This is a genomic window from Ruegeria sp. BC2, assembly GCF_056539245.1.
This window is the reverse complement of record NZ_JBQFUQ010000001.1, coordinates 1,302,505-1,321,634: the sequence shown is the minus strand read 5'-3', so window position 1 is coordinate 1,321,634 and position 19,130 is coordinate 1,302,505. Positions and strand designations below refer to the sequence as shown.

Sequence of the window (19,130 nt, the reverse complement as noted above, 5' to 3'; positions counted from 1 at the left end):
CGGTCAGGCCCCGTCGATCTGGCGCTGATGGTCGTCGGCATCGAACCAGCCCAACGACGACCGGATTTTGTACTCTGCATCCAGCTCCCATTCTTCCCAGCCGCGCGTGATCACCGCATTGCCGGTCCGGGCGTGGTGCCCTTCAAGGGTCCACACGAAAATGGCGTGGGGACCGGCCCATCGCAGCATGTCGCAGCGCACCTCAAGATCGGGAAAGTCGGAATGAAACCCGCGCGCCATGTCGGCGATGGCTGCCCGCCCGACAATGGGGTCGCCGCGATTGATCGTGATCTGCCCGTCCGACGTAAAGAATTCGGCCACGGCATCGGCGTCACCCGAGCTCCAGGCGATGGCATAGTCGCGGGCTAGATTGTTCAGGGTATCGCGCAAACTGGCCATGATTTTCCCCCTCGCGCTGCGGTCCGGGCGCTCCGGAATGGTAGGCCAAGCCACGGGGCCACGTCCACGGGGCGACAAAAAAGGGGCGGGGGTCCGCCGAAATCCCGCCTATTGCGGCATCAGACGGGTGGTCCCGACGGCGGCGGCGCGCGCCAGATCCAGATCCAGCGACATCGGAATGTACTCACCCCGGCGCCACAGTTGTGCCTGATCGTCATAGTAGCGCGACAGGAAGTGGCCCGATTGCCCGGTGGCCGTGATGAAGACCGAGCTGTCGGGGTCGGCAAAGTCATAAACCCCACGATAGCCCGCGCCGTGCACGTTCTGGAACGGGTCCGGCCCTTCGCCCGAGGTGCGTCCGCGCTGCAGGGTGTTGTCGCCGCCGCTGGTCGATTGGCGGATGTTAACAAAATAGCGCAGCACCGGAACCTCGCCCAGCACCGGGTGATCATGGGTGGCCTGGTGGGCATCGCCCCAACGTAGGGATTCCAGTTGGCTGCCATAGCGCTCGGAAATCCAGACCAGTGCATCGTCAAGGGCCAGCCGGGCCATGTCGGTGCAGCTTTCCACCGGTGCGCTCTGCCGGACGTCGCACCAGGCCGAGGCCCCGTCGATGTCGCGAAAGACGCGTTCGATGAACAAGGGCTCGACATGCTTGAATTCCTTGGCCAGCGGCCCGAGGTCATCGGCGATCAGTCGTTTTTGTAGCGCGCGGACCCAGGCCGCATAGATCAGCGGCTCGGGCAGGTGCTCGTTCATCTCGCCGTTCCATTCGGCCAGCAGGGTCAAGGCGATCTGGCGCTGGCGTTCGGGGGTGCCTTCGGGCGCGGCCTCGCCGGTGAACCACAGGTCGGCCCCGATCAACGGTAGCAGCGACCGCGCGGTGAAGCTGACCGTGTCCAGCTGCGCCTCGATGAAGCTGTCGCGGGTGTGCACCTCGCGGGATTGCATCAGGAATTCCCAGCGATGGACGCGCTGCGTATCGCCCCATTCATAGGACACATGCAGGGGGAAGGGCCGGTCGATGATCTTGTTGTTGGTGTTGCCCAGAACGCCGCCGGCGGGGGCCACGAATTCGGGGTTGTCGGAATAGGGCAGACGCCCCTGCCAGCGGTTTGCCGCGATCCAGCCCGGGGTCGGGATGCGGCCGCGGCTTTGGTTGTTGAGGTCGCGGCTGGGCATGGCGCCGATGAGTTTCATGCCGACGGTCGTCTTGTCGACCACCGACAGGTTTTGCGACGGCGCGATGAACCGCTCGGCAGCTTCGATCGCTTCACGCACGGTATCCGCGCTCATCAGCGCCATCGACGCGCTGATCGAGGTGTCGCGCGGGCTGAGCGCCGTCCAGGACAGCGAGGCGACATGCCCCGGCGGTGTGATGGTTTCCAGGTTGTAATGGGTGCCGGGCAGGACGGGGCCGTTCTCGGTCCAGCGCAGAGTCAGAGTGATCGGTGGGGCGTCCTTGATCTCGATGATTGAAGGGCGCGACTTGAAGGGTTTGAAGCCTTCGGGCGTCAGGTATTCCTCGGGGTTGTCGGGATTCACTCTTTCGATATGCACGTCCTGATCGTCCAGATAGGAAGAGGTCAGGCCCCATCCCAGCCGGTCGCTGCGGCCGGACATAACCGCCGGAATGCCGGGGATGGTGGCGCCGATCACGCCGCCCTTGGCCAGTTCAAGACGCGCCAGATACCAGATCCCCGGCGCAGTCAGGCCCAGATGCGGATCGTTGGCCAACAGGGTTCCACCGGTGGCCGAACGCGAAGGAGCCGCAGACCATGCATTCGAGGCACCCGCCAACCCGCGCTGCGGGACCGGGTTCAGCCATGCGGCCGCGGGTTCAGAACTGGCGGCATAGCGGGGCAGGTCGGGAAACAACGCCGCATATTCGGGCAGCGCTGCAATGCCCGCACCAGGCACGTCGGGCAGAATATCTGACAGCCGCTGCGGATCGTTCAGCATCAACGAGGTGCGCGCCCGCAGCACTTCGTCCTGCAAGTGCCCGGACAGCTGAACCGCCATCAGCTTGATCATGGCTATGCTGTCACCCGGTTGCCAAGGAGCAACCGGTGCGTTGAACAAGAACATTTCGGGCGCGCCGCGGCCCAAGGCGTTTTCGTTGATTTCGTCCAGCCGTGCATTGACACCCGCGGCATAGGCGCGAAGAGCGGCCTTGGTGTAATCGTCCTGAACCTCGAAGGACTGATGCGCCAGCCCGTATAGATCCAGCCGACGCATGAGCTTGTCGATATGCACGGTTCGCTGGCCAAAAACCTCGGACAGGCGCCCCTGCACGGTCCGGCGCGTGACCGTCATCTGCCACAACCGGTCCTGGGCATGCGCATAGCCCAGACCGAAGAACACGTCGGGGTCGGTCTGCCCCAGGATGTGAGGCACGTTGGCGGTGTCGCGCACGATCTCGACCGGGGCATTCAGGCCTTTGACCTGCAGCGTTTGGTCGTAGTCAGGCAGCGACTGGCTGGCCAGGAAATACACCAGACCGATCGCCGCGAGGGTCAGCAGGACCAGACCCGAGGCGATACGCATCAACCAGCGAAAGACGACACCCATCAGCAGCGCACCATTTGAATTTGCAGATCAGGCGAAGGTTAATTCATGGCTCTGGCAACCGAAAGAGGCCGCGCCGCGGAATCTGCGTCTGAAACGAAAAACTCCGCCACGGCATTGGCCAGTGACGGAGTTTTCTTGAGGGGGGTCAGGGGGTCAGGGAATAATGCGCGTGTATTTGATGCCCTCGACCGTCGCGCCCAATTGCAGCCCAGCCTGACCGAAGACCGCCGCCAGCACAGGTTTGCGCAGGGTAGTCAAGTCGGTCGACAACTGGTCCGCCTGGTCGCTGACGACATATCCAATGTCCGCGCCGGCGGTCCATCCACTTGAGCGGCGGAAATCGTTCAGGGCGTCCTCGGTCATGAAGAACAGGACATGGGCATATTGCTGGGCGCCAATCTGCAGCCCCGCGGTGCCTTTGACAGCCGAGTAGTAGTCGACCGTAGCGCCATTGATGCGCAATGCGCCTTTTCCGTAGCCGCCGCCAAAGACGAACCCCGCCTCGGTGATGAGCGGCATGACCAGCATCCCGTTGGCCTTGTTGGCGATTTCCTGGGTGTTCGGGTAGCGGGTATACATCTCGGTCAGCGTCGCATCGACGCGGGCATCGATCGTTGCCGCGTTCGAGTTTCCGACGCCGTTGCCGCAAGCGGCGGTCAGGGTCAGTCCGGCCATGCCAAAGGCAAAGCCGCGACGGCTCAGTCGTGGTGTGTTGGAACTGCTCATGTTTCTTTTTCTCTGTCGATGTGCCTGAAAAGCCGGGTGGTCCCGGTCTTGTGTGCAAGAATACGCCGAACGGCGTCGGGTGTCACGGGAAAACCGGCAGGCCAAGGCCGGCCGATCGGCGAAAAATCGCGGATTCCCGTGGGATTAGCCTTGCAGCAGCCGGGCGACCTGCGGCGCGAAATAGGTCAGGATGCCGTCACAGCCTGCGCGTTTGAAGGCCAGCAGGCTTTCCAGCATCACCTTTTCGCCGTCGATCCACCCGTTCTGCGCTGCGGCCTGGATCATCGCGTATTCACCCGACACCTGATAGGCATAGGTGGGTGCGCCGAACGTGTCTTTGACCCGCCTGCAGATGTCCAGATAGGGCATGCCGGGCTTGATCATAACCATGTCGGCGCCCTCGGTCAGGTCGCGTTCGATCAAGCGCAGCGCCTCGTTCGAGTTGGCCGGGTCCATCTGATAGGTCTTCTTGTCGCCGGTCAACGCGCCCGAGGCGCCCACCGCATCGCGGAAAGGTCCGTAGAAGGCGCTGGCATATTTCGCGGCATAGCTGAGGATCATGACGTCGCGATGGCCGGCGGCTTCGAGCGCCTGGCGCATCGCGCCGATCCGGCCGTCCATCATGTCGGACGGGCCGATGATGTCGGCTCCGGCCTCGGCCTGGGCCAGCGTCATCTTGACCAGCGCCTCGACCGTTTCGTCATTCACGATTTTGCCGTCCACCACGTATCCGTCATGGCCGTTGATGTTGTAGGGGTCCAGCGCGACGTCGGTCATCACCGCGATTTCAGGTGCGGCCTGCTTGATCGCGCGGATGGCGCGGTTCGAAAGGTTGTCGGGGTTCCACGCCTCGGCGCAATCCTGCGTCTTGAGGGCGGGATCGGTGTAGGGAAACAGGCAGATCGCCGGGATGCCCATCGCCTGCGCCTCGGCCGCCGCCTTGGCGATCAGATCGACCGAGCGGCGCACCACGCCGGGCATCGAGGGCACGGGCTCTTCGATGCCTTCGCCGTCGCGCACGAACACCGGCCAGATCAGATCATCAACGGTCAGGGTGTTCTCGCGTACCAGGCCCCGGATCGCCTCGGACTGGCGGGCGCGACGAAAGCGGCCGTGGGGGTAGGGGGCGATTGTCGGTTTCATGGCGCGTTCTCCTTGAACATTCGCGCATTGGGTGGCATGAATTTGCACAGGTCTCAAGGGTACCAATAGCCGCGCCGTTGCGATAGAACCGCCTGAGAATTTTGAACAATGAGGCAAGTTTGGACTGGTACTCCACGATCTTCGAGCTCATCGACATGCGCAGCTTTTCGAATCTGTGGTACTGGATCGCGCTTGCGGTGCTGTGGTCGACAGCCAGCCATTGGGTGATGGGCGTTCCCTATGATCTGGTCGTGCGCGCCCGCCGGGTCGGCGGGCAGGCCGAAACCGACCTGCTGGACATCGTGCGGATCAACACCAACCGCATCCTCTACATTGCCGACGTTTCGGGGGTCGTAATCTTGGCGCTGTGTTGTTTCCTGTTCGCGGGGCTGGCGACACTGGGGTTTTATTACCAGGTCGAGTTCGCCCAGGCCGTGTTCCTGCTGTTGTTCCCGATGGTTCTTGTCGGCGCAAACAACCTGCGAGTGGCCCGGAACCTGCGGCGGCAGGAGTTGACGATTGAAGCTGTGTCCAAGGCGCTGCATCGATGCCGGCTGGCGACGCAGGTCATCGGCATGTTTGCGATACTGGTCACTTCGATGTGGGGCATGTATCAGAACCTTTCGATAGGCGTTCTGGGATAGCAGATTCAGAAAGGCAGCGTAATGAAGGCTCCGAACCACGTGACAGTCGGCGGCGCCCCCGAGGGGTTTGACGCGCAGCTGGTGCTGAACGAGGTTGCCCGCTCGGGCGGGCCGGTTCTGCATGTGGCGCGCGACGACAAACGTGCCGAGGCGATGCGCGCCGCGCTGCGTTTCTTTGCGCCCGACATGCCGGTGATCCTGTTTCCCGGCTGGGATTGCCTGCCTTTTGACCGGGTGTCGCCCAACCCCGACATCGCGGCGGCGCGGGTGGCGACCCTGGCGGCACTGGTGCACCAGATGCCCGAGCGGTTCGTTCTGCTGACCACGCTGAACGCGGCCACCCAGCGCGTGCCGGCGCGCGACGTGCTGCGGCAGGCGGCGTTCACCGCTCGGGTCGGCCAGCGCATCGACGAGGCCGCGCTGCGCGATTTTCTGGTGCGCATGGGTTTCAGCCAAAGCCCCACGGTGATGGAGCCCGGCGACTATGCCGTGCGCGGCGGGATCATCGACATCTTCCCGCCGGGCGAGGCAGGGCCGGTGCGGCTGGACCTGTTCGGAGACGTGCTGGACGGCGCGCGCCGGTTCGATCCGGCCACTCAGCGCACCACCGAAAAGCTTGATCTGGTCGAATTGGCCCCGGTTTCCGAGGTGATCCTGGACGAGGCCGCCATCACCCGGTTCCGTCAGAACTATCGCATCGAATTCGGTGCGGTCGGCACGGATGATCCGCTGTACGAGGCGGTCAGCGCCGGGCGCAAGCATCAGGGCATGGAGCACTGGCTGCCCCTGTTCCACGAAAAGCTGGAAACGCTGTTCGACTATCTGCCGGATGCGACGATCACGCTGGACGATCAGGTCACGCCCGCGCGTCTGGCCCGGTGGGACAGCATCGCCGATCAATATGAAACCCGACGCCTGGCGCTCGAGAACCGCTCGCGGATGGATTCGGTCTATAAACCCACGCCGCCGGGCCTGCTGTATCTGGACGATGACGCCTGGACCCAGGCGGTGGCGCAGCGACGGGTGCTGCAGTTCAGCCCCCTGCCGCAGGCCAGCGGCCCGGGGGTGATCGACGCGGGCGGTCGGATCGGGCGCAACTTTGCCCCCGAGCGCCAGCAGGAAAGCATCAGCCTGTTCGGCGCGCTGGCCAGTCACATCAAGAACAAGCTGGACAAGGGACCGGTTCTGGTCGCCTCGTATTCCGAGGGCGCGCGCGAGCGCCTGACCGGGTTGATCGAGGATGAGGGCCTGGCCGAGGCAATTCCCGTGACCGACGGCTCGCGCATTGGCAAACGCGGCCTGCACCTTGCGGTCTGGGCGTTGGAGCACGGCTTCGAGACGCCCGACATGACGGTGATCTCGGAACAGGACGTGCTGGGCGACCGGCTGATCCGCCAGCCCAAGAAACGCCGCAAGGCCGAGAATTTCCTGACCGAGGCCCAGTCGCTCAGCCCCGGCGATCTGGTCGTGCATGTCGATCACGGCATCGGCCGGTACATGGGCATGGAGGTCGTGACCGCCCTTGGCGCCGCGCATGAATGCCTGCTGCTGGAATATGCCGAAGGCGCCAAGCTGTACCTGCCGGTCGAAAACATCGAACTGCTGTCGAAATACGGGCACGAGGAAGGTTTGCTCGACAAGCTGGGCGGTGGTGCGTGGCAGGCGAAGAAGGCCAAGCTCAAGGAACGCATCCGCGAGATGGCCGACCGGCTGATCCGCATTGCCGCCGAACGCGCCCTGCGCAAGGCCCCGATCATGGACCCGCCGCCCCACGCGTGGGAGGAGTTCAGCGCCCGCTTCCCCTATCAGGAAACCGAGGACCAGCTGCGCGCCATCGCTGACGTAATGGAGGACCTGCACTCGGGCACGCCGATGGATCGCCTGATCTGCGGCGACGTGGGCTTTGGCAAGACCGAGGTTGCCATGCGCGCGGCCTTTGTTGCAGCCATGTCCGGGCTTCAGGTGGCGGTGATCGCGCCCACCACGCTGCTGGCACGCCAGCACGCCGCCAGCTTCAAGGACCGGTTTCGGGGCTTCCCGCTGGAAGTCCGGCAATTGTCACGCTTCGTCTCGGCCAAAGAGGCGCAGCAGACCCGCGAGGGGCTGGCAAAGGGCACGGTCGATATTGTGATCGGCACCCATGCGCTGCTGGCTAAGGGCATCCGGTTCCAGAATCTGGGCCTGCTGATCATCGACGAAGAGCAGCATTTTGGTGTGGCCCACAAGGAACGGCTGAAGCAGTTGCGCTCGGACGTGCATGTGCTGACGCTGACAGCGACGCCGATCCCACGCACGCTGCAACTGAGCCTGACCGGCGTGCGCGACCTGTCGATCATCGGCACGCCACCCGTCGATCGTCTGGCGATCCGGACCTATGTCAGCGAGTTCGATGCCGTCACCATCCGCGAGGCGCTGCTGCGCGAGCACTATCGTGGCGGGCAGAGTTTCTATGTGGTGCCGCGCATCTCAGACCTGCCCGAGATCGAGGAATTCCTGAAAGAACAGCTGCCCGAACTGACCTATGTGGTGGCCCACGGCCAGATGGCGGCGGGCGAGTTGGACGACCGGATGAATGCCTTCTACGACGGCAAGTATGACATCCTGCTGGCCACCACGATCGTCGAAAGCGGGCTGGACATTCCCACCGCCAACACGATGGTTGTGCACCGGGCCGATATGTTCGGGCTGGCGCAGCTTTATCAGATCCGGGGCCGGGTGGGGCGGTCCAAGACCCGCGCCTATGCCTATCTGACCACCAAGCCGCGCGCGCGGCTCACCCCGGCGGCCGAAAAGCGGCTGCGGGTTCTGGGCTCGCTCGATACGCTGGGGGCGGGGTTCACGCTGGCCAGCCAGGATCTGGACATTCGCGGCGCGGGCAACCTGCTGGGCGAGGAACAGTCGGGCCAGATGCGCGACGTGGGATACGAGCTCTACCAGTCGATGCTGGAAGAGGCGATCGCCAAGATCAAGGCCGGCGAGATGGAAGGGTTGAGCGAGGCCGACGATCAGTGGGCGCCGCAGATCAACCTGGGCGTTCCGGTACTGATCCCCGAAGACTATGTGCCCGATCTGGACGTGCGGCTGGGCCTCTACCGCCGCCTGTCGTCGCTGTCGACCAAGGTCGAACTGGAGGGCTTTGCCGCCGAGTTGATCGACAGGTTCGGCCCGCTGCCGAAAGAGGTGAACACGCTGCTGCTGGTGGTGCGGATCAAGGCCATGTGCAAACGCGCCGGCATCGCCAAGCTGGACGGCGGACCGAAGGGAGCAACGATCCAGTTCCACAATGACAAGTTCGCCTCACCGCAAGGTCTGGTCGAGTTCATCCAGAACCAGCGCGGGCTGGCCAAGGTCAAGGACAACAAGATCGTGGTGCGGCGCGACTGGAAGAAGGACAGCGACAAGATCAAGGGCGCCTTTGCCATTGCCCGCGATCTGGCCGAGAAGGTCGCCGCCGAGAAAAAGAAGAAGGCCAGCGCCTGAGGGCGCGGCCTAGTCCCCGGCCACGAACGTACACAGCTGCCAGTCACCGCTGTCCGACTTCACGAAGGCCGCGCGATAGCCGACCATCGACCACAGGAAATCGGAATAGATATAGCCGCGCGTTCCGTCGGTCAGGATGACGCCCTGATACTCGGCCTCGTCCAGATAGTCGGGAACGATCACCACCTCGTGGCTGATCAGGTCCAGAATGGGCGCGCCACGGTTGGGAGCCTGGCGAAGGGTGACATCCTGACCGGTCACGAAATAGGCGGTGAACGGGTCCAGCGTCGCCGGCAGGGTGATCCGCCACTGATACGGCATCCAGAACTCGCCATCCTCGTCGAAATAGCCGGGCTGGGCCAGCGTGGTCTCGAGGTCGCGCCAGTAGTCCTCGCGGATGGTGGCGGCGTGGCGGCGGTCGGCCTCGGGCAGGGTTTCGGGATCGACCGTCAGATTGGCGCGGAACGTCTCGGGGCCGTCCGGGTCGCCGTGGCTGGTATAGATCTCGGGGCAGGTGGCGGCCATCACGCCCTCGAGGTCGCGGGCGGCGACCTTTGCGCGCAGGTCCGCACGAAAGGCTTCCAGTGCCGGGTCTTGGCTGGCCTCGTCCACAGGCGGAAAGGTCTGACGGTCGGCCCAAGCGGGACCGCAGCACAGCGCGATCAGCGCAGCGTTCAACAGTTTCATTCAGCGGCTCTCATCGCGGCCTGGGCGCAGAAGCACGAGGCGCCGACGCTGCGGTCGGCCCGCGCCAGGGCCAGGTCAAGTCGTTGTCGGATCAGCTGCAATTCCTCTCGTGCGCCGCGCGCCTTGAGGCAATCGTGCAAGCCCTTGAGGCTCCAGACATTGTCGGGATGGATCGAGGCGCGGCTGAGGGTGCCGCCCAGACCCAGATCCTCGCGATAGACGGCTTCGGCCTCGGCCACGTGGCCCTGCTCGAACAGCAGCGCCCCCAGCGCGTGGCGGGTGGGCTGCATCCAGCCCCAGGGCTCGTCATAGGGCAGATTGTCGTCCAACTCGACCGAGCGGCGCAGATGGGCGAAGGCCGTGTCGAAATTGCCTTTACGGTACTCGATCTCGCCCCGCAGCATCTCGCGCGCGATCTCCAGCAGGTCGATTACACGGTTATTGTGCAGCAGACGGGTTTCGGGCACGCGGTCCTTGGCGGCGAGGAACAGCAGTTCCTCGGCCTCGGCCTCGGCCACGTCGCCGGTGGCGGCATGGGCGATGGCGCGGGCGTAATGCGTGGTGGCCGTCACCGTCAGATACAGGTCGGGATCGGGGGGCAGGGGCAGGGCCTTGGCTTCCTCCCACCGGCCAAAGCGGATCAGAATATGTGGCTCCATGGCCATGTAGCTTTCAAAATAGTCCGCCATCGGCGGGCTTTCGATGCGCAGCATTTCCTCGGGCGTGGTGTCCCACAGGCCCGTGTTGGCACGCAGGGCGGGCTCCATCTGACCGAGGAACAACGCGCCATAGATGACAAAATGGTAATTGTGCTGGCGATAGCCGGTATAGATGTTGAACGCGCCTTCGCGCTGGTAATATTTCAGATCAGCGATGACGGCCTGTTCGTTCCAGTGGACGACGTTCTGGTAGTGGCCGCACAGCACGTCGATATGGGTGGGCATGTGCACCAGATGTCCGGCATCGGGCACCAGCGTGCGCAGCACATCACCGGCCTTCAGCGCTTTTTCCGGTGTGGGCGACATCTCCATCAGATGCACATAGAGGTGCAGCAGCCCCGGATGCGACATTGCCGCCGGATCGTTGGCCATGGCCCATTCCAACGCCTCCTGCGCTTCAAGCGTCGCGGCGCCCTCGGCAGGCTGGCCTGTCCTAAGGTCCCACATCTGCCAGGGGGTCAGGTTCAGCAGCGACTCCACATAGATGGTGCGCAGGTCCAGATGGTCGGGTCGGGCCGCGAAGGCGGCGCGCATGGCGTCCGCAAAATCATGGTCCCAGCGGTGCATGTCGGGCGCCGGGTCCCGCTGGGGATAGCGGGCAGGCAGGGCGCGTATCAGTTCGCGTTCGACCGGCGTGCAGCGATCCAGCAGGGCCAGTGCGCACTGGGTTGCGTCATAGGCGCAGTTCAGGGCCTTGGCCTTACCGCGGTCGTCCAGCAGATCCCAGGGCAGGTTGTAGTTGGGCCCGGCGGCATAGGCCACGCCCCAATGGGCCATGGCGCAGTCCGGGTCATGCTCCAGCGCGCGCTGGAAACACACGACCGCCTCTTCATGGTTGTAGCCGTAGGTCCAGACAAGGCCCCGGTCGAACCAAAGCTGCGCCTGATCCGAGGACGTGGTGACGGGGCAGCTATGCGTGCCCAGATCGTAATAGTCGCTCATGCCGAATTCCCCCTGACTGGGGCGAGTCTAGCGCAGTTCGGGCGCGCGGGACAGGTCAGGCGGGAACGCGGTCTTCGATCCGGCCCATATGGACCATCAGCCCGAAGGCCAGCACACACATGGTCAGGATGCCGAAGGTCAGCGGCCCCAGCGTACCGTCAAACAGCAGCCCCACAGGCGCGGCGATCGCGGCGGCCAGCACGGTCGAGATCGACCCGATGACCGAGGCCGCCATGCCGGCGATATGACCCATCGGTTCCATCGCGATGGCATTCAGGTTGCCCATGGTGACGCCGGCCATGAAAAAGACCGTGGTCTGCCAGAACACGAAAAGCGCAAACGAGGCCTGGGACGACAGGTTCGACATGTTGAGGGCAATCACCAACGAGGTGATCAGGATTTGTCCGGCCAGCGCCCAGGTCACCATCCGGCGCATGCCCACGCGCACTACGACGGCCGCGTTCAGCAGGCTGGCCGAGCCGGACATCAGCGCCACGAATCCGAACCAGAAAGGGAAGCTGTCGGCGCGGTCGTGGATCACGTCATAGACCGGCTGCACCATGGTCAGCATGGTGAACAGCATGCCCATGCACAGGGTCTGGACAAAGATCGACAGGCGCACGGTGGGGTGGGCAAACATCTCTTTCACGGCACCGACCATCAGTGGCAGGCGGAACGGGCGGCGGTTTTTCGGCGCGAGGGACTCCGGCAGACGGAACCCCATCCAGACAATGATGACCAACGCAAACAGGATAAACGACATGAACACGCCGCGCCAACCGGCAAAGGCGATCACGGCGGCACCGGCCATGGGCGCGATGGCGGGCACCAGGGTGAAGATCATCATCGCGATGGACACGATCCGCGCCATTTCCCGGCCCGAGAACAGATCGCGGATGATCGCCATCGCGACTACGCGGGGCCCGGCGGCCCCCAGTCCCTGAACCACCCGGGCAGCCAGAACCAACTCCAGCGACGAACTGGCCCAAGCCACGGCCGATGCCAGAATATAGACTGCTGCTCCGGCGAAGATCACCGGCCTGCGTCCGACCGCATCCGAGATCGGGCCGGTGAAGAACGTTCCGATCCCCATGCCCAGAACAAAACTGGTCAGGATCAACTGCGCCCGGTTCACGTCATCAGGGCTGAGCTGCGCGCCGATCTCGGGCAGGGCAGGCAGCATTGAATCAATCGAAAATGCGATCGTGGCAAACATCATCGCGATCAGCGCGATGAATTCGGCCTTGGAAATACGGTCAGCCATGCGGGGACTCCTTGCCCCAACGCGCTAACACGACAGGGCAAGGTGGGCTAGGTGCAATCGCGCACAGAACTCTGTGCTATTCTGCAGAGGAAGGCTCAAGCTGAGACATGATTTCGCCGATCACTTGCGCCCACAATTCCGGTGGTTGCGCCCCAGGGACCGCGTGCTGGTTGGCGACGATGAAGGTGGGGACCGAGTTTACGCCCATTTCACGCGAGTGCGTATCCCGCTGACGAATGTCGTCCCGGTCGGCGTCGGATTTCAGCAGCTTCAGAACAACTGCGGCGTCCATGCCCACGCTGTCGGCGATGTCGGCCAAAACCTCGTGGTCGCCGATGTCGCGGCCTTGTACGAAATACGCAGTGAACAGCGCATCCACCACCTGGTTCTGCTTGCCCTCGATCCCGGCCCAATGAATCAGGCGATGGGCGTCCAGCGTGTTCGGGGTGCGTTTCATGGCCTCGAAATCGATGTTCAGGCCGGCCTTTTCGGCATGCTCCACCACCGGCGCATAGGCGCGAACCGCACCCTCCTTGCCACCGAATTTGCGTTCCAGGTATTCGCGCCGGTCCATTCCGCCTTCGGGCATGTCGGGGTTCAGCTGGAACGGATGCCATTCGATCACGAACGGATGCTCGGGGACCGTGGCCAGCGCCTTGTCCAGGTTGGTCTTTCCGATATAGCACCACGGGCAGATCGGGTCGGACAGGATATCAAGCTTGACGGTCTGGGTCATTCTTCGGGTGCCTTGAAATAGGCCGGCAATGCACGGCGCAGGAGTTTTCCGTTGCCCCCGGTGGGCAGTTCGGGAAGATGGATGAAGGCGCGGGGTTGCTTGTAGCGCGCCAGGTTGGCCTCGACATAAGCGCGCAGGGCGGTTTCGTCCAGTTTTTCCGGCCCGGAATAGAAGGCAGCGATCACGAAAGTGTCCGGTTTGACCTCGATCGCCGTCGCGCCGACCTGAGAGATTCCGGGAAAGCGCGACAGGACGGATTCGACCTCGACCGGGGACACCCGGTATCCGCCTGCGTTCATCATGTCGTCGTCTCGCCCCAGATAGGTGATCTGCCCATCCACGGCCATCGCGCCCTGATCGCCGGTCAGGAACCAGTCGCCCTGCATGCGCGCGCGGGCCTCGTCCGGGGCGTTGAGATAGGTCAGCATCAGCCCCGGGTCCGAGCGGTGAATGGCGATGGTGCCTTCCTGCCCCTGCGAAACCGGCCCGTCAGGCCCCAGGATCGCCACGCGGCGCCCCGGTTGCGGCTGGCCCAGCGCATCGCCGCGCGCGGGGTGGGACGGGCTGGATGAGATGAAGGTCGAGCATTCCGACATGCCGTAGGCCTCGTACAGCTCGGTCCCGGTGGCCTGAACCCAGCGTTCCTGCAAGGCGCGCGACAGCTTCTCGCCGGCGCTCAGGCCGTGGCGCAGATCGGGCAGAGGCAGCGTGTCCGCCGCGTTCAGCATCTTGCGGTACACGCCGGGGGCGGCCGCGAAGATCGAGGCGCGGTGGCGGCGCAGCAACCCGGGCAGGGCGGCCGGGTCGGTTCCGGGTTCGGGGATCAGCGCGGTGGCGCCGATGGTCCACGGGTCCATCAGGCCGGTGCCCAGCGTGTAGGTCCAGTTGAACGCGCCCGCGTGGCACAGGCGGTCGGCCTCGCGCAGGCCGTACCAGCCATCGACCATCATCTGCCGTGCCCAGATCGCGCGATGCGCATGGGCCACGGCGCGCGGTTTGCCCGAGGTGCCCGAGGTATAGACGACATAGGCCATGCGTTCCGGATCGCCCATGTCGAACGCCGCGGGCGGCAGGTTGCGCATGGCGGCAAGGTCGGTCAGGCCGATCTGGTTGGGATGCGCGGCACAGGCCACGGTCGGATCGCGCAGAACTGCGGCTGGGTCCAGCTCCCGGATCATCCGTTCTGTTTCCGGTTCGGTCAGTTGCGAGGAGGTGGGCACCGGGACCAGCCCGACCGCGATCGCGCCCAGATAGGCGATGGGAAAATCGACCGTATTGCCCAGACGCATCAGAACGATGTCGCCGGGCACGAGCCCCGCGCGCAGCAGCCCGGTTCCGGTGCCCAGAACCGCGGATTTCAGTTGCGCATAGCTCCAGTCGTCCGAGCCGTCGGCGCGCAGCACGGACAGCGCCACCTTGTCCGGAGTGGCATCGGCGCGGCGCAGTACGTGGGCGGCCAGGTTGAACGGCGCGGGGCAGGGCGGCGGTGGCCCTTGATCGAAGATCGACAACATGCGCCTTGGCTATTGCCCTTTGTCACGCGTTGCAAGCGCGCGGCGCTGGCCCTATAGAATGACGCATGACGAGCAAAGACCACAAATCCATCGTACGCATCGCCCGCGACAACGGTTCCCGCACCGAGCTGGAGCCGGTAGATCTGGGTGCCCGCGTGCGTGAACTGCGCAAGGCGCGGAAATGGACCCTCGAGCAGGCGGCGAACCAGGCCGGGTTGGCCCGGTCCACGCTCAGCAAGATCGAAAATGGCCAAATGTCGCCGACCTATGATGCGCTCAAGAAGCTGGCGATCGGTCTCGAAATCTCTGTACCGCAGCTGTTCACCCCGCCCGAGCGGGATCAAGTGATCGGTCGCATGGCGGTGACCAAGATGGGTGAAGGCACCGCGCACGCCACTACGACCTACGAGCACGAGTTGCTGGCCGAAACGCTGACCAAGAAGCAGATGCTGCCCTATCGGGCCCGCGTGCGCGCCCGGTCAATGGACGAGTTCGACGGCTGGGTGCGTCACGATGGCGAAGAATTCCTGTATGTGCTGACCGGCGTGATCCGCCTGTACACCGAGTTTTATGAACCGGTTGAGATGCGTCGGGGCGACAGCGCCTATTACGACGGCAGCATGGGGCACAACGTGATCTCGGTAAGCGATGAGGACGCGACCATCCTGTGGGTCACGTCGCTGGCCTAACGCCGGGCAAGCTCGCGGTTCAGGCCCTCGGTGTAAAGGAAATCCTCGACCTCTTCATGGGCCTCGTTCACCGTCAGGTGGTGCCGCTCGGCCAGATAGGCCTCAAAGCGTTTCCTGTCCGTCCTCACGCGCGCCATATCCTGATCGCGCAGGTTCGGAAAACGGCGCTTGGCGCGTGCGTAGGACGCGCTCCAGTCTTGTGTCAAATCAGTCCAGTTCAACATCTGCGAGCCTTCCGTGGTTCGGGTTTCAGGACTGCTCTTCCCCAGACCAGCGTACGGAGCGCGCAGCCCGCGCGAAGACATGACAAAATGTCGCAGGTCGGGGTGCTGGAAAATCAAAGCGGTTTTTCACGCCGTGCTCGGCCCGTTTTCCCACTCACTGTAGGTTTTGGCGATCGTTCAAATGCTCGCACTCTGGACTGCGCCGAATACAGGGCTTTGTTCTATCTAAGAAATCTGTTTTCGGTGCAGGTGTCCGTTGCGTCGATCCTCACTTGGATTGCGAGATATCGTGGTAACAAGCGTTCCACCCGCAAAAAGTAGTCAAATGCTCTAGAAATAGCGGCCAGCGGATTTGTTCGATCGCCTTTTGGTGTTTGGTCACATGTGCCGAAAATTGCCGACGCCCGCGCGGCGTCCGATCCGAGCTAAGTGCTTCACTTGAAATGGGCAGGGGCACAAGCCCCTACCGGTTGCCTGCTACTCCTCGTACCACCAGACATCGGGCATGAACTGCGGTCCGTCGCCGTAGATTGGCAAGATCTGAGGATGCTGCATTTCCTTCACATGGGCGATGCGGCCAACATCAAAGCTCCAGATTGGAATGACATACCGTCCGGCGGTCAGAACCCTGTCAAGCGCGCGGGTGGCGGCCACGAAATCCTCACGGCTTTCCGAGGCCAGCATCGCATCGATCAGCCCATCCACTGCCGGAGAGGTGACCCCCATCAGGTTGCGTGTCCCTGAAGCATCCGCGCCTTCGCTGCCCCAGTAGAGGCGTTGTTCGTTGCCCGGCGACAGCGACAGCGCGCGGCGGAACGGGGTCATGTCGAAATCCAGCTCGGACACCCGCTGGGTGTATTGTGCGTCATCCACCTTGTCGACGGTAAGCTCGATCCCCAGCCGTTCCAGCGCGCGGGCATACATCTCGGCGATCGCATCCACGTTCTGAACCACATTCAAGCTTCCCTGACTGATGACGAGGGTTATCTTGAGGGGCTCTCCCGCTGCGTTCTTCAACACGCCGTCCTGGATTGTCCATCCGGCTTGCTCCAGCAGATCAGCCGCCTTGCGGATGTCCTTTCGGTTGCGAACCGAGTCGTCGCCCTCGGGCAGAACATATCCTTCCAGAGTTCCCGGCGGCAGATCAGCCGCGTAGGGTTGCAACATCTCAGCCACCCGGTCGGTTGCCGGTCCGGGCTGCCTCGCCAGTTCAGACCCCGAGAAATACGAGGTGATCCGAGGCTGAGCACCGCCCGTGATCGTGCCGTTGATGAATTCAAAATTGAACGCAAGCGTCAGCGCCTCGCGCACGCGCCAATCGTCAAAAGGCGCTTTGCGCGTGTTCATGACCAGACCTGTCATGCCCGAGGGCTTTTTATGCGGAATCTCGGTTTTGATGACATCGCCGCGCTGAACGGCCGGGAAATTGTATTGCGTGGCCCATTTGTCGGCGTTGAACTCGCGGACGGCCGACAGCGCGCCGGCCTTGAAGGCCTCGAACAGAACCGTCTGGTCGCCGTAGAACTCCAACCGCATCTCGTCGAAATTCATGGTACCCCGGCGGAACGGGACATCGTTGCCCCAATAATCCGGATTGCGTTTGAGGTTCACGAAACGCCCGGCCTCGTAGTCATCGATGACATAGGGGCCGGTGCCGATCGGGACATCTTGCAGCGCTGCCTCGGCGAAATCCTTGCCCTCCCATTGGGCCTTCTTGAGGATCGGCCGCAGCCCTGCGATCAGGGCCAGCTCGCGGTCTGGCTCGTTGAAGATGATCCGGACCGAGCGTGGTCCGGTCTGCTGAATGCTGTCGATCTTGGACCACAAACCGCGATAGCGCAGATGCCCCTGCGTTCCGAGGGTCTCGTAAGACCAGATCACATCATCAACCGTGACCGGCGATCCGTCAGAGAATCGGGCAGTCTCGCGCAGGGTGAATTCGACCCAGGATCGGTCCGGCGCGGTGTCGATTGATTCGGCCAAAAGCCCGTAAAGAGTGAAAGGTTCGTCCCACGAACGGCCCATCAACCCCTCGTGGGTCCAAAATCTCAGCTGCCAAGGGGCGGTGCCTTTTTGCACAAACGGGTTGAGACTGTTATAGCCGCCGGTATTGCCGAACACGACCTTGCCGCCCTTGGGCGCGTCGGGGTTGGCATAAGGCAGCGACACAAAATCCGGTGGTAGGGCCGGGTCTCCATACATAGCTATGCCATGGGTCGATTCTGCTTGCGCTAACGTGGCGACAACCGAGGCAGCGATTCCCGCGATCAACGGGCGGATGGGACGGAGAATATCGGGGCTCATTTTGGAAACAATCCTGCTCTGGCCTTATTTTGTTGGGATTCACCGTACCGATGATTTTTCTTATTATCAAACTTTTAGCTTGGATGACGGCGCGGAATTGCTTATAAAGGTTCCACTGCTCGATAGGTTTCTTGCCTGTATGAAACCTGCCTCAATAACTTAACGCCCGCTTCGTGCGGGCGTTTTTTTCTGCCTCGAGCTCCGAGATTCCAGCCCGTAAATCGACCGTATCCGCAATCGGGTCTTTCCCCGTTTATTTTGCAGGTGCAGCATGGCACTGTGTCTCCAAATCATTAGTCTGTGGGAGACCCAAAATGAACCTGTCGGGAAAAACAGCAATCATCACCGGATCGAATTCGGGCATCGGGTTGGGCATCGCGCGCGAATTGGCCAAGGCGGGGGCCGATGTGGTTCTGAACTCGTTCACCGACCGCGATGAAGATCACGCGCTGGCGGCCGAGATCAGCAAGGAGACCGGAACCAACGCGCGCTACATCAAGGCCGACATGTCCAAGGGTGAGGAATGCCGGGCGCTGATCGAACAGGCCGGAGCCTGCGATATCCTGGTCAACAATGCAGGCATTCAGCACGTCGCGCCGATCGACCAGTTCCCGGTCGAGAAATGGGACGCGATCATCGCCATCAACATGAACTCGGCCTTTCACACGATGGCGGCGGCGCTTCCGATGATGCGCAAGGCCGAGTGGGGGCGGATCGTCAACATTGCCTCGGCGCATGGGTTGACTGCATCGCCCTACAAGGCGGCTTATGTGGCGGCCAAGCACGGGGTTGTCGGCATGACCAAGACCGTTGCGCTGGAAACCGCGCAGGAGCCGATCACCTGCAACGCCATCTGTCCGGGCTATGTGCTGACGCCGCTGGTCGAGGCGCAGATCCCCGACACGATGAAGGAATACAACATGAGCCGCGAGGACGTGATCAAGAACGTCATGCTCGAACGGCAACCCTCGAAAGAGTTCGCGACCGTCGAACAGCTGGGTGGAACCACCGTGTTCCTGTGCTCGGATGCCGCGGCCCAGATCACCGGCACCACGATCTCGGTCGACGGCGGCTGGACCGCCTTGTGA

The 19,130-nt window shown here is 63.2% G+C and carries 15 protein-coding genes; 4 read left to right on the top strand and 11 right to left on the bottom strand.

Annotated features, from left to right (window positions below; genetic code table 11):
* Positions 1 to 3: 3 nt before the first annotated feature.
* The 4 genes from ACR0CU_RS06475 to hemB all read right to left on the bottom strand — a co-directional run bounded on the left by ACR0CU_RS06475 (position 4) and on the right by hemB (position 4,839).
* Entirely contained in the window at positions 4 to 399 is a 396-nt protein-coding gene (locus ACR0CU_RS06475; protein WP_170439058.1) for a nuclear transport factor 2 family protein, read from the bottom strand.
* Between the two features lie 108 nt (positions 400 to 507).
* Positions 508 to 2,970 (bottom strand): penicillin acylase family protein, encoded by a 2,463-nt coding sequence (locus ACR0CU_RS06470; RefSeq protein WP_170446309.1) that lies wholly within the window; start codon positions 2,968 to 2,970, stop codon positions 508 to 510.
* Between the two features lie 153 nt (positions 2,971 to 3,123).
* Entirely contained in the window at positions 3,124 to 3,696 is a 573-nt protein-coding gene (locus ACR0CU_RS06465; RefSeq protein WP_093962230.1) for a lipid-binding SYLF domain-containing protein, read from the bottom strand.
* A 144-nt stretch (positions 3,697 to 3,840) separates the two neighbouring features.
* On the bottom strand, positions 3,841 to 4,839 hold the full coding sequence (hemB, locus tag ACR0CU_RS06460) for a porphobilinogen synthase (RefSeq protein WP_170446307.1): 999 nt from the start codon (positions 4,837 to 4,839) through the stop codon (positions 3,841 to 3,843).
* A gap of 119 nt (positions 4,840 to 4,958) precedes the next feature.
* Here hemB and ACR0CU_RS06455 point away from each other — a divergent pair, with 119 nt between their 5' ends.
* Together ACR0CU_RS06455 and mfd are read left to right on the top strand one after the other, a co-directional pair.
* The gene (locus tag ACR0CU_RS06455; RefSeq protein WP_170446305.1) at positions 4,959 to 5,483 is read left to right on the top strand and encodes a component of SufBCD complex; all 525 of its coding nucleotides are present in this window, start codon (positions 4,959 to 4,961) and stop codon (positions 5,481 to 5,483) included.
* Positions 5,484 to 5,504: 21 nt separating this feature from the next.
* Positions 5,505 to 8,963 (top strand): transcription-repair coupling factor, encoded by a 3,459-nt coding sequence (gene mfd / locus ACR0CU_RS06450; RefSeq protein WP_480642670.1) that lies wholly within the window; start codon positions 5,505 to 5,507, stop codon positions 8,961 to 8,963.
* Positions 8,964 to 8,972: 9 nt separating this feature from the next.
* On the opposite strand, the gene ACR0CU_RS06445 is transcribed toward mfd, so the two are convergent.
* The 5 genes from ACR0CU_RS06445 to ACR0CU_RS06425 all read right to left on the bottom strand — a co-directional run bounded on the left by ACR0CU_RS06445 (position 8,973) and on the right by ACR0CU_RS06425 (position 14,825).
* Complete coding sequence (locus ACR0CU_RS06445; protein WP_480642668.1) at positions 8,973 to 9,650, bottom strand: SH3 domain-containing protein; 678 nt, start codon at positions 9,648 to 9,650, stop codon at positions 8,973 to 8,975.
* Positions 9,647 to 11,311: a hypothetical protein gene (locus ACR0CU_RS06440; protein ID WP_480642666.1), complete on the bottom strand. Its 1,665-nt coding sequence runs from the start codon at positions 11,309 to 11,311 to the stop codon at positions 9,647 to 9,649. The genes ACR0CU_RS06445 and ACR0CU_RS06440 overlap by 4 nt, the downstream gene beginning before the upstream one ends.
* Before the next feature lie 55 nt (positions 11,312 to 11,366).
* Entirely contained in the window at positions 11,367 to 12,575 is a 1,209-nt protein-coding gene (locus tag ACR0CU_RS06435; protein ID WP_170432402.1) for a multidrug effflux MFS transporter, read from the bottom strand.
* Between the two features lie 76 nt (positions 12,576 to 12,651).
* Positions 12,652 to 13,311: a DsbA family oxidoreductase gene (locus ACR0CU_RS06430; RefSeq protein ID WP_170446298.1), complete on the bottom strand. Its 660-nt coding sequence runs from the start codon at positions 13,309 to 13,311 to the stop codon at positions 12,652 to 12,654.
* Positions 13,308 to 14,825 carry a class I adenylate-forming enzyme family protein gene (locus ACR0CU_RS06425; RefSeq protein WP_170446297.1) on the bottom strand — a complete coding sequence of 506 codons (1,518 nt, stop codon included), beginning with the start codon at positions 14,823 to 14,825 and terminating at the stop codon, positions 13,308 to 13,310. Before ACR0CU_RS06425 ends, ACR0CU_RS06430 begins: the two co-directional genes overlap by 4 nt.
* Positions 14,826 to 14,890: 65 nt before the next feature.
* On the opposite strand from ACR0CU_RS06425, the gene ACR0CU_RS06420 reads away from it, so the two are divergent.
* Complete coding sequence (locus ACR0CU_RS06420) at positions 14,891 to 15,514, top strand: helix-turn-helix domain-containing protein (protein WP_093962221.1); 624 nt, start codon at positions 14,891 to 14,893, stop codon at positions 15,512 to 15,514.
* Here ACR0CU_RS06420 and ACR0CU_RS06415 read toward each other — a convergent pair.
* Positions 15,511 to 15,738 (bottom strand): hypothetical protein, encoded by a 228-nt coding sequence (locus ACR0CU_RS06415; protein WP_093962974.1) that lies wholly within the window; start codon positions 15,736 to 15,738, stop codon positions 15,511 to 15,513. The two genes, ACR0CU_RS06420 and ACR0CU_RS06415, sit on opposite strands and share 4 nt — an antisense overlap.
* Positions 15,739 to 16,215: 477 nt before the next feature.
* Positions 16,216 to 18,042 (bottom strand): extracellular solute-binding protein, encoded by a 1,827-nt coding sequence (locus ACR0CU_RS06410; RefSeq protein ID WP_480642664.1) that lies wholly within the window; start codon positions 18,040 to 18,042, stop codon positions 16,216 to 16,218.
* Between the two features lie 314 nt (positions 18,043 to 18,356).
* Between ACR0CU_RS06410 and ACR0CU_RS06405 the strand changes: the two genes are divergently transcribed.
* Complete coding sequence (locus ACR0CU_RS06405; protein ID WP_170338398.1) at positions 18,357 to 19,130, top strand: 3-hydroxybutyrate dehydrogenase; 774 nt, start codon at positions 18,357 to 18,359, stop codon at positions 19,128 to 19,130.

Bases quoted from the DNA above. Each gene is read 5' to 3' on its own strand.
- ACR0CU_RS06420 (WP_093962221.1), top strand. From the start codon at position 14,891: ATGACGAGCAAAGACCACAAATCCATCGTACGCATCGCCCGCGACAAC.
- ACR0CU_RS06415 (WP_093962974.1), bottom strand. From the start codon at position 15,738: ATGTTGAACTGGACTGATTTGACACAAGACTGGAGCGCGTCCTACGCA.
- hemB (WP_170446307.1), bottom strand. From the start codon at position 4,839: ATGAAACCGACAATCGCCCCCTACCCCCACGGCCGCTTTCGTCGCGCC.
- ACR0CU_RS06425 (WP_170446297.1), bottom strand. From the start codon at position 14,825: ATGTTGTCGATCTTCGATCAAGGGCCACCGCCGCCCTGCCCCGCGCCG.
- ACR0CU_RS06445 (WP_480642668.1), bottom strand. From the start codon at position 9,650: ATGAAACTGTTGAACGCTGCGCTGATCGCGCTGTGCTGCGGTCCCGCT.
- ACR0CU_RS06475 (WP_170439058.1), bottom strand. From the start codon at position 399: ATGGCCAGTTTGCGCGATACCCTGAACAATCTAGCCCGCGACTATGCC.
- mfd (WP_480642670.1), top strand. From the start codon at position 5,505: ATGAAGGCTCCGAACCACGTGACAGTCGGCGGCGCCCCCGAGGGGTTT.
- ACR0CU_RS06405 (WP_170338398.1), top strand. From the start codon at position 18,357: ATGAACCTGTCGGGAAAAACAGCAATCATCACCGGATCGAATTCGGGC.
- ACR0CU_RS06465 (WP_093962230.1), bottom strand. From the start codon at position 3,696: ATGAGCAGTTCCAACACACCACGACTGAGCCGTCGCGGCTTTGCCTTT.
- ACR0CU_RS06435 (WP_170432402.1), bottom strand. From the start codon at position 12,575: ATGGCTGACCGTATTTCCAAGGCCGAATTCATCGCGCTGATCGCGATG.
- ACR0CU_RS06440 (WP_480642666.1), bottom strand. From the start codon at position 11,311: ATGAGCGACTATTACGATCTGGGCACGCATAGCTGCCCCGTCACCACG.
- ACR0CU_RS06470 (WP_170446309.1), bottom strand. From the start codon at position 2,970: ATGGGTGTCGTCTTTCGCTGGTTGATGCGTATCGCCTCGGGTCTGGTC.
- ACR0CU_RS06430 (WP_170446298.1), bottom strand. From the start codon at position 13,311: ATGACCCAGACCGTCAAGCTTGATATCCTGTCCGACCCGATCTGCCCG.
- ACR0CU_RS06410 (WP_480642664.1), bottom strand. From the start codon at position 18,042: ATGAGCCCCGATATTCTCCGTCCCATCCGCCCGTTGATCGCGGGAATC.